The organism is Fodinibius sp., assembly GCF_041642155.1.
GTDB lineage: Bacteria > Bacteroidota > Rhodothermia > Balneolales > Balneolaceae > Fodinibius.
The window spans coordinates 1-10,230 of sequence record NZ_JBEPWZ010000093.1; the positions used below are offsets into that span (position 1 = coordinate 1).

The following is a 10,230-nucleotide window of genomic DNA, read 5'->3' on the forward strand; positions in this document are numbered from 1 at the left end:
TCTTTCCGGAAATATGCGGAATTCTATCCCGATAGCTGTATCCTGCTGGTGGATACCTACAGTACCCTCGAAAGTGGAATACCGAATGCCATCACCGTGGCCAAAGAGCTGGAAGAGAAGGGACACCGCCTGAAGGGAATCCGGCTCGACAGCGGGGACCTGGCCTACTTTGCCCGCAAGGCGCGAAAACAGCTGGACGATGCGGGACTGGATTACGTAAAGATTGCCGCTTCCAACCAGCTGGATGAACGGCTTATTAAAAGCCTGATCAGTCAAAATGCCCCGATTGATCTTTTTGGCGTAGGCACGCGGCTGGTCACCGGCTATGAGACCCCCGCTCTTGACGGGGTCTACAAGCTGGCCGCGATCAACGGCAAACCGAAACTGAAGATTTCCGAGAATGTGGAGAAGACGACGCTGCCCGGACGCAAGAAGGTGGTGCGCTACAGTGAGAACAATGGCCGTTTCCACGGAGACGGTATTTTCCTTGCAGAGAATGATGAGAGCAATATTATCCGCCACCCTTTCTACCCTGCCAAGTATACAGACATAACGGCCTTAGAGGCGGAACCCCTGCTGCATCCCGTTTTTCAAGAGGGAGAGCAGCAAATCACGCCTTCTTCTCCCTCTGAAAGCGCCCGGTATGCACAGGAACGACTGAAAAAGCTAAATCCCGAACACAAACGATTTGAAAACCCGCATATCTACAAGGTGGGCCTTAGCGAAAAACTATTACATTTACGCGATACACTCACTGAAAAGATGAAATAAAGACTCCTGAACGACTATGAAAGCACTGCTGATTGTTGACGTACAGAATGATTTTTGTCCCGGCGGAGCGCTGGAAGTGCCTGACGGAGATACTATTATTCCGGTGATTAATAAGCTTTCAAGGACTTTCGATGCCGTCATTCAAACGCAGGACTGGCATCCCGCCGGACACTCATCCTTTGCTTCCACGCACGAAGGCAGGGAACCTTTCGAAACCATGGAGATGTCCTACGGCTCCCAGGCGCTCTGGCCCGATCACTGCGTGCAGGGCTCCGAAGGGGCGGATTTTCACGCGGACCTGCAGACCGACCGGACTCAGCTTATCATCCGCAAAGGGTTCCGGAAAGATATCGACTCCTACTCCGCTTTTTTCGAGAACGATGACACTACCACCACGGGTCTGACCGGCTATCTCCGCGAGCGTGACATTGACACGCTTTATGCGGTGGGACTGGCGACCGACTTCTGTGTAAAATGGTCCGTTCTGGACGGTATCAAAGAGGGGTTTGACCTGTATGTGGTAGAAGAAGCGGTGAAAGGCATCGATATCGAGGGATCCGTAGAACAGGCGTGGAACGAGATGCTGGATGCCGGTGCCCGAAAAGTATCTTCGGAAGATCTGCTGTCATAACAGGTATCCGTGTTCAATATAAAATGAATAATAATACCTTGTCTAATTAGCCTTTAGACAGGATATTTTCTGGATGCCGGATACCATGTTTCAATACTGACAACGTTCTTCGTTTAAGCTACCCTTCGGATAACGACAAATGAAAGCCGGCCTTGAAAAGTAAGCGTTCCCGGGCGGCGGGAGTGAGGCGAAGGAAGATGAAAAATATATGCCTGAATCCGCCGCAAGTCGGATGAGTTTATATTTTTCCCGCAGCCGAAGCAACCGCCGAACGCTTAGTTTTTCTCAGCCTTGATCTTTTAAGTTCCTATTGAATCAAGCCAAAAGGAACAAGAGGGAATATGCTATTAGATACTAATCAAAAAAAGGTTCATGCGTATGCATCATCAAACAGATTTTTGTATTCTCGGAGCGGGACTGGCGGGCCTGTCTATGGCCGATGCCCTCCTGGAGCAGAATATTGCAACCGTAGTCATTGACAAAAATACCATCGCAGGCGGGGCTTCCGGAACGCCCGGGGGACTCGTTAACCCGGCTACCGGGCGGCGGGCGACCAAAGCATGGAAAGCCGAACAGTGCTACGAAGCAATAGCCCGGAACCTGGCCAAAGTCCAGGAGCAGGCGGAGGAGTCCTTTTACCGGCATAACGGGCTGCTTCGCCCCGCCCTGCTCGAAAAAATGGCCATCAAGATGAAGGCCCAGCACGAAAAGACCTCCTGGCCCGACGGCTGGTGCCAGTGGAAAACAGAAGAAGAAATCAAAGAGATGCACCCGGGTATTACCTGCGTCAACGGGGGACTGTGGCTCCCTATCGGGTTGTCGGTGAATGTCGGGGCTTATCTGCAGGCGTATGCCCGGTTCCTGCAGGAGGGCGGGCTCCAATTGTGGACGGACAGGCAACCCGTCATCCACCGGGCGCAAAACGAGTGGCACATTTCCTTTGACGACATCACGGTGCAAGCCCAACATCTCCTCTTTGCGATCGGCCGGGGCACGACGGAGTCGGGTTATTGGGACTGGCTGCCCCTTCACCTGATCAAGGGACAGGTTGCGACGTTCAGGAACGGAGAGGAACCGCTGTCGTTCTCCCACTCCATCTCGAGCCTGGGTTATATGGCCCGCACCGGCGACGATCATACTTTTGTGCAGGGCAGCACCTACGAGCACGATTTTGAGCATGTAAGGCCGGACAAAGAAGGCGAGCAATACCTTCGCAAACGCATGCGGCGGACGCTCCCCCGGCTGGAGGAAAAGGTAACGACGGTTGAACAGTGGGCGGGCGTACGGACCTCCACGCCGAACCGGAAGCCGATATTGGGACGGCACCCCGAGCATCCATTCATGCATGTTTTTACGGGCCTGGGCTCCAAGGGACTGCTCTACAGCAAGTTCCTGGCCGAACACTATGTGGATCACCTGACCCGGGGGACCGACCTCTACCCGGAGGTGGATATCGGGCGTATAAAAAATTGACATGTAGATATCGTGTTATCACTTTCCGAAAAATCGAAGACAGGGATGTCCCAGAGTACCAGCGCATGGTTGAAAAATTGGATAAAATGGACGATTTGCTGGAAGCCGAACGGCAAATTGTCCGGGTAATAGGTCCTTTCTGACGTAGTTTCTACATAATCATTTTTTGAACAGCTGCTTAACATGCTGAGCAGAGAAATGGCCAAGCATATACTCCCCGGTATTCTATTTCGTATGTTTACCATTTTCCAATCGCCAGATATTAAGAGGATTTTTATCCTTCAGCTCTTCCGGAAGCTGACTGTCGGGAAAATCCTGGAAACATACCGGACGCGCAAACCGGTCAATGGCCGAGGTACCTACCGAGGTCGTACGGCTGTCAGTAGTAGCGGGGAAAGGCCCCCCGTGAATCATGGCATGGTTTACCTCAACGCCCGTCGGGAAGCCGTTAAAGATCAGGCGGCCTACTTTTCGCTGCAGCACCGTAATCAAATCGGAATAGGCTTCCAGGTCCTCTTCTGTTCCGTACAGCGTAGCAGTGAGATGACCCTGCAGGTTCTGCGCAATCTCAATCAGATCTGCTTTTCCCTCAGCTGATATGGTCAGCGTAGAAGGGCCGAATACTTCCTCTTCCAGATCATCGTTGCCAAGAAAATGTTTGGAGTCCACTTTTAAAAGATGGGGGACTCCGGTATTCGGTGATCCATTTCCCGATCCTGAAGCGACCAGTTGTACCCCCTCCTGCTGAAGCAGGGTTTCCAGGCCTTCCTTGTAAGCCGACCGGATACCCGAAGTCAGCATGGTGCCCGCTCCCGCCTTTTTAAAATGCTCGGCTAACGACCGGTGAAACACCTGGGCGTCATCTGATTCTTCGTAGGCTACAAGACCGGGATTCGTACAGAACTGTCCGACCCCCAGGTTGACTGAGTTCATCAATCCTTCGGCAACCTCACCGCCTTTCTCCTTCAGTGCTCCCGGAAGCAGGAAGATAGGATTGGTGCTGCCCATTTCGGCATATACCGGAATCGGTTCCGAACGGTTGGCGGCAGCATCATACAAGGCCTTCCCTCCTTTAAAGGAACCGGTAAATCCAACCGCTTTGATAAGCGGATGCGTGACGAGGGCCGTGCCCACATCATATGAAATACCCTGAACCATGGAAAACGTGCCATCCGGCATACCGGTTTTCTCAACCGCTTTCAGGATCGCACCGGCCACCATTTCACAGGTGCCGGGATGGGCAGGGTGTGCCTTTACCACAATGGGACATCCGGCAGCCAGTGCCGATGCTGTATCCCCGCCCGCCACTGAAAACGCCAGCGGGAAGTTGCTCGCGCCAAAAACGGCGACCGGACCCAGCGCCATCTTCATGCTCCGTACATCCGGGGCAGCATCCGAGCGGTCGATCCGGGCGTCCACCCATGAGCCTTCGCGGACGACCTCGGCAAAGAGCCGCAACTGGTTGACGGTCCGGCTCCGCTCCCCGGTCAGGCGTCCCTCATTTAGCCCCGTCTCTTTACTGCAGCGTTCAATTAAGGCGTCACCAAGCCCCATTATTTCATCGGCCACAGCCTCCAGGAATTCAGCTCGTTTGGCCTTGCTCTCCTGGCGGTATTCGTTGAATGCTTCTTCTGCTTTCCGTACGGCCTGATCTACTTCGTCGCTCGTAGCCTCAACGTATTGAGGCTCCAACTCGGCATCTGTTGCCGGATTTATTCCTTTAAATGTTTTACTGCCGTTAGCTGAACGGTTACGACCAATAAAATTTTGACCTGTAAGTGTCATATTTATCTAACTTTGTTGATTAACGTACCAATGGGTTGAATCGTAATGCTGATTTCATCATCATGCTGTAACGTAAACTCATTAGAGGGCACGATCCCCGTTCCCGTCATCAACAGGCTGCCACAGGGAAAAGAGCACTCTTTGTACAAGTAAGAAACAAGTTCAGTAAAATTTCGTTTGATTTGATCGATTGTAATTTCATCTGCATATACAACTGAGTTATCCCGCTCCACGCTTAGCTCAATGGTGGTTTCCGGCGGTAATGGCTGATCGGTCACATAAATACAGGGACCTACGGCCGCAGAACCGTCATAGCATTTGGCTTGCGGCAGATACAGCGGATTTTCTCCCTCAATGCTGCGTGAACTCATGTCGTTTCCGATTGTGTATCCCACAATAGTGCCATTGGAGGTAATCACCAGCGTGAGTTCTGGTTCAGGGACATCCCAGGTGGAGTCCCCGCGTATCCGCACATACCCGCCGGAACCCACCGTGCGATGTTTTGTCGCCTTAAAAAAAAGCTCCGGGCGGTCAGCATCATATACCCGGGCGTAAAAATCACTGCCCCCGGCTTCTTTTGACTCTTCTTCGCGACCCAGTTTGCTGCTATAGTACGTAACCCCGCTGGCCCATATTTCCTGGCCATCTACAGGGGGCTCCAACTCATCAGCGATCAGATCCGGTCCATTGTCCATCGGGGTAATGGATGACACAAGACGCTTTGTTTTTTCATACAGATCGTCATCGTTAATAAACGGATCCCAATCGTTGTCTTCCAGCAGGTAAAACTTATTCTGGTGTTCCAATAGGATACTATGTTTTATCTTGTATGCCTTCATGATTATCACGATGGTAGTTATTTCCAGTTACAGGTTACGTTTGCCCCGCTCTCCGTCGGCTGGTGAATAGACGTAGGTATTGGAACCCCACAGATACCCGATCGAAATAGGGCAACCCCGAAGAAAACGCAACTCACCAGAACATTCGGCCTGTAAATGAATAGATGACCCCGGGACAGAGTCTGCGGGAAATTCATTAATTAAACTGTGGATCTCAACTCAGTCCAGCGTAAATTCCGGGAGGTGCTTTATTTCCCCGCCCGCCATGGCCGACTCGTGGGCCAGCAGTCCCACGCAGGTCCAGTTGGCTGCCTGCACGGCATTCGGGTAGGGATCACGGTCCTCCCGGATTGCCGCCACGAATTCATGGGCCAGGTGCGGATGCGAGCCCCCGTGTCCCCCGCCCTGGATAAAGGAGAGGTGGGCGTGCTCGTCGGCATCGTAGACGCCTTCCTGGGTAAATTCCTGGATCTCCTCCGGCAGCCGGTGTCCGTAATCGGGGACTTCCACGCGTTCGGGAATTTCGGGTTCCGGTTTTTTGGCAGTGTGAATGACCGGTTTTTCTCCTTCAACGAGTGGCCATTCAAAGGATTTTTTGGACCCGTAGGCGTCAAAGCTTTCCCGGTACTGCCGGGCCGTATCAAACAGCGAACGGTAGATATGGGCGGACAGATCGGAATCCTTTAATTTAATATGACAGGTTTCCACGGCAAACGGGGAGCCCGACTTTTCAACCAGGTCGTCGCTAACCCGGCCCGATCCAAAGCAGGATACGTATTCGGCCCGCGCATCCGTTAGCCCGAGCACCGGGCTGACCACGTGGGTGGCATAGTGCATGGGCTTCATCCGCTCCCAGTACTCCGGCCAGCCTTCCATATCCTGCGGGTGGCTGGCCTGCAGGTACTGGATCCTGCCGAGTTCGCCCTTTTCATACAGTTCCTTGACAAACAGGTACTCCCGGCTGTAGACGACCGTCTCCGCCATCATATACTTTAAACCCGTTTCGTTGACCGTATCGATAATTTCCTCGCACTCATCGATACTTGTGGCCATGGGGACCGTACAGGAAACGTGCTTGCCGGCCCGCAGGGCCATCAGCGAGTGCTCCGCGTGCAGCTGAATGGGCGTGTTGATATGGACGGCGTCAATGGCCGGGTCCTCCAGCAGCTCTTCGTAGGATGAGTACCGGGTTTCGATGCCAAATGCATCGCCGACCTCATTCAGCTCCGACTCGGTACGCTGACAGATTGCATACATATTTACATCCGGGTGTTTCTGAAAAATAGGGATAAATTCCGCTCCGAATCCCAGTCCGATAATCGCTATGTTTACTTGATTGTCTGGCATAATATGATGGTATTTATTTTCTGAATGTTACCGTTGTTACTATTTCTTAGGCTTCTTGCAGTTCTCGGTTGTCCAGGCGTTCCATCGAGCGGTTCCGGCTTATGTGACAGCCGTATCAGCCGGGGGACTATGGGGGATGGTTCAAAAAAACAAACGTCCCCTTCTTGTTGGACGTCACAATATCGGGATAGCCGTTGCCGGTCAAATCTCCCGCCGCAATCTGCACGCCGAGACCCGAGTCGTCATCCACCAGGTAGGGCACAAATCCCGCGCTTCCGGGGTCGCCTCGCTGCAGGTTAAACCAGTACACCACAGCTGGCGCATTGGGCTCGAATCCGCCCTGCGGACCGTGGGCCCAGAATCGTTTTCCGGATATCACATCTTTGACCCCGTCCTGGTCCATATCCGCCAGCTCAAGGGCATGCGGTTGAGAAAATCGCACGCCATAGGGACTGTCACTCAGGGAAGAACCCATAACCAAGCGTTGCTCGAACCGTATCTCATCCCCCTCCCGGTGTTGGCGATGCCAGGCCAGGCCCCACCCGTGGGCATCGAGGCTGGTGATCACATCGTTGAGCCCGTCCCCGTCCACATCAAAGGCATACATCTGGGCGCCCCCGGGACCGGCAAACGCGGCTTCGTGATACCTCCACCGGCTATCCATCTGATCTGTTCCGGGGTTCTCCCACCACCCTTCCTTTTTGAGAATATCCTCGTGTCCATCGCCGTCAATATCGCCGATCCCCAGTCCATGTGTAAATTTGCCCCAGTCGTGTCGGCCGGAAACCGCCGTGAACGACCACGGGCGGGTTGGATCCTCCGCATCCCGCGCAGCATATCCCAGCCTTCCCCCGGTGTGGAAGACCAGCTCCAGGGACCCGTCCCCGTCCAGATCATAAAACTGCGGCGACTCGTTATCCACGGACTCGTGAATCAGGTGACGCTCCCAGTAGCCGTTGGACTCGCCCGGGTTTTCATACCAGTAGGCGGCCTCGCCGGGAAAGCCCACCACCAGGATGTCATTACTACCGTCCCCGTTTACATCATCCACCCCGGCAATAAAGTTGTCGGAGTAGTTGCGGGGATCAAACATCCGGGGTTCATAAAAGGCATGCTTGTCGGCAAAGTCCGGCCCTTCATACCAGTACGGGCCGGCCACCACATCCGGGCGGCCATCGCCATTGATATCACCGATCCCGGCGCCTTCCGCATAAAAGGTGGAAGACAACTGGATTTTCTCAAATTCGTGTCCGGACCCCTGCCCCCATAACGGCTGGCAGGAGAGACACAGCAACAGGACCACCCCGAGCAGGGGGATTTTCACCGGGTTGGATGATGAGTTCTTCATGGCACGCAACGATTTCATTTTATGCTGTTTCTTCATGGGGGACTTGCTTATCCGTTTCATTACAGTGAAAGCTTTGCAACACCGTTGTTTTGCCATCCTCTACATTTACGCGATTTCGAAATCCTCATGTAGAGTCTATACACTACGGTTTTGAAATCACTCAGGTATTGGCATTGAACGAACCCCCTGGTTTTTCGAAGTTTCCTGCAGTATAATAAATAATGGTCGATTAATCCGCTTGTCCCAGGATGATCTCCAGCTCCCGGCGGGCCTGATCGTATCGATCCGATTGCGGCTTCTGTTCCAATTGTCCCTCTACCTCTTTAAGAAGCTTCCGGGCCTCCGGCATCCCGATAGCCCCGATACGCTTAATCGTATGGGCCAGAATTTTGGGGCGTTCAGCCTTCATAGCCAGGTCCAGGGCCCGGTCCATATCCCGGGCCACCAGCGGTTCGGTCCCGTACCATACCATCAGCGGCAGGTTGTGGTCGCCGATATCTTCGGAATGGCCGTAAAGCCCCTCCACGATATCCCAGCGCTGGTCCGGCGCTATGCGCTGGAGCGCCGAGGTGATATACAGGCGGACTAACGCAGAGTCTTCATCCCGGGCCATCCGGGCTATTTTTTTAAGTCCCTCGTCAGGAATTTCTTTATCCTCGGCCAGCAGCTGCAGGGCCCAGCTTCTCAGGTACTCGTTTTCATGATCCAGCAGATCGATGTATTCCTGATCAGTCAGTCCTTCGGTCACATGAAGCGCCCAGAGCGCGCGGAGCTTCCGCGTTATATCGGGATTCTCTTGTAACATTTCCCGCAGGGCCTCGTGCACCCGCTCATCCGGCCCCCGCTCGTGCAGGATACGGCGGGCGTGCCGCACGTACCACTCATTGGTATGCCGCTGGTATTCCACCAGCTCCAGGCTGGATTTCTCCTTCAGGTTCACCCGCACATGCTCATCTTCTTCGTGGCGAATGTTGTAAATGCGTCCCAATGTCTTATTATGAACATCCGGGTTCGGGCTGTGACACTGGTTTTTGTCATACCAGTCAATGGCCCAGACCGAGCCGCCCGGGGTATACCGGAAATCCAGCCACTGCGACCAGGAGTCGTGGGTCTTTAGAAAATCCTTTCCATGCGAGGCGCTGTAGCCGGAGCCTTCGCGCTCAATCTTATCTGCATTCATGCGGAACCCGTGAATATTATTCATAAACAGCGTACTTCGGAATTCCTCCGGCCAGTGGTCGGCCCCCAGGTAAAACATCGCTCCCGCGTGGGCATGGCCGCCCCCTGCTGAGCCCGACCGGTGGTTGCCCGCATGGGGACCCTGATCTCCCACCCAATGGACGTGGTCGGCGATGGTTTTGATGTCATCATAGGTATGAGGGTTCTGGTGGTCGCCGGCCTGGCGATGGTACCGCGCACCCTGTATCACGTGAAACAGGTGCGGAATCACGCAGGCGGTCATAAAGGGATGGCCGTAGGCATTAAAATCGAGTCCCCACGGGTTGCTGGTCCCCCGAGCATACACCTCGAATTCGTGGCGGGTCGGGTGATACCGCCAAACCCCCGCATTGATCTTTTGCCGCTGATCTTCCGGAGTCCCGGGCTTGCCAACGTTGGACTGGGTAAATATCCCCTGCACGCCATAAAGCCAGCCGTCGGGCCCCCACCGGAAACTGTTGAGGGTCTCGTGGGTATCCTGGTAGCCCCAGCCGTTCAACAGGACCCGGGGCTCACCGGCGGGGGTATCGCCGCTTTCGTCGATGGGAATAAACAGTAAATTCGGCGCCGCACCTACCCACACGCCCCCGTGTCCCACTTCAAGACCACTGACCAAGTTCAGCCCTTCGATAAAGACTTTGCGTCTGTCAAGTTTGCCGTCACCGCTGGTATCCTCAAAAATAAGAATGCGGTCCTCCCCTTCCCCTTCCGGCGCCCGCTCGGGATACGTATGCGCTTCGGCCACCCACAGGCGTCCCCGGTGATCCAGGGTGAAGGCGATCGGGCGAACGACATCCGGTTCAGAGGCGGCCAGGGTG

Annotated in this window: 7 protein-coding genes and 1 pseudogene; 3 read left to right on the plus strand and 5 right to left on the minus strand. The window is 54.2% G+C overall.

Features of this window, described 5'->3' with window-relative positions:
- The 3 genes and pseudogenes from ACESLU_RS07400 to ACESLU_RS07410 form a co-directional block, all read left to right on the plus strand.
- A pseudogene (locus ACESLU_RS07400) lies at window positions 1–771 on the plus strand (nicotinate phosphoribosyltransferase); the annotation flags it as partial.
- Between the two features lie 16 nt (window positions 772–787).
- Complete coding sequence (gene pncA, locus ACESLU_RS07405; RefSeq protein WP_372637284.1) at window positions 788–1,402, plus strand: bifunctional nicotinamidase/pyrazinamidase; 615 nt, start codon at window positions 788–790, stop codon at window positions 1,400–1,402.
- 378 nt (window positions 1,403–1,780) lie between these two features.
- Entirely contained in the window at window positions 1,781–2,875 is a 1,095-nt protein-coding gene (locus ACESLU_RS07410) for an NAD(P)/FAD-dependent oxidoreductase (protein ID WP_372637287.1), read from the plus strand.
- A gap of 225 nt (window positions 2,876–3,100) precedes the next feature.
- On the opposite strand, the gene ACESLU_RS07415 is transcribed toward ACESLU_RS07410, so the two are convergent.
- The 5 genes from ACESLU_RS07415 to ACESLU_RS07435 all read right to left on the minus strand — a co-directional run.
- Window positions 3,101–4,660: an aldehyde dehydrogenase (NADP(+)) gene (locus ACESLU_RS07415; protein ID WP_372637291.1), complete on the minus strand. Its 1,560-nt coding sequence runs from the start codon at window positions 4,658–4,660 to the stop codon at window positions 3,101–3,103.
- Window positions 4,661–4,662: 2 nt separating this feature from the next.
- Window positions 4,663–5,499 carry a fumarylacetoacetate hydrolase family protein gene (locus ACESLU_RS07420; RefSeq protein ID WP_372637294.1) on the minus strand — a complete coding sequence of 279 codons (837 nt, stop codon included), beginning with the start codon at window positions 5,497–5,499 and terminating at the stop codon, window positions 4,663–4,665.
- A gap of 219 nt (window positions 5,500–5,718) precedes the next feature.
- Complete coding sequence (locus ACESLU_RS07425) at window positions 5,719–6,846, minus strand: Gfo/Idh/MocA family protein (RefSeq protein ID WP_372637297.1); 1,128 nt, start codon at window positions 6,844–6,846, stop codon at window positions 5,719–5,721.
- Between the two features lie 127 nt (window positions 6,847–6,973).
- The gene (locus ACESLU_RS07430; protein WP_372637300.1) at window positions 6,974–8,230 is read right to left on the minus strand and encodes an FG-GAP repeat domain-containing protein; all 1,257 of its coding nucleotides are present in this window, start codon (window positions 8,228–8,230) and stop codon (window positions 6,974–6,976) included.
- Between the two features lie 193 nt (window positions 8,231–8,423).
- On the minus strand, window positions 8,424–10,230 hold a 1,807-nt coding region (locus tag ACESLU_RS07435), incomplete at its 5' end, for a PVC-type heme-binding CxxCH protein (protein ID WP_372637303.1).

Bases quoted from the DNA above. Each gene is read 5' to 3' on its own strand.
- pncA (WP_372637284.1), top strand. From the start codon at position 788: ATGAAAGCACTGCTGATTGTTGACGTACAGAATGATTTTTGTCCCGGC.
- ACESLU_RS07410 (WP_372637287.1), top strand. From the start codon at position 1,781: ATGCATCATCAAACAGATTTTTGTATTCTCGGAGCGGGACTGGCGGGC.
- ACESLU_RS07415 (WP_372637291.1), bottom strand. From the start codon at position 4,660: ATGACACTTACAGGTCAAAATTTTATTGGTCGTAACCGTTCAGCTAAC.
- ACESLU_RS07420 (WP_372637294.1), bottom strand. From the start codon at position 5,499: ATGAAGGCATACAAGATAAAACATAGTATCCTATTGGAACACCAGAAT.
- ACESLU_RS07425 (WP_372637297.1), bottom strand. From the start codon at position 6,846: ATGCCAGACAATCAAGTAAACATAGCGATTATCGGACTGGGATTCGGA.
- ACESLU_RS07430 (WP_372637300.1), bottom strand. From the start codon at position 8,230: ATGAAGAAACAGCATAAAATGAAATCGTTGCGTGCCATGAAGAACTCA.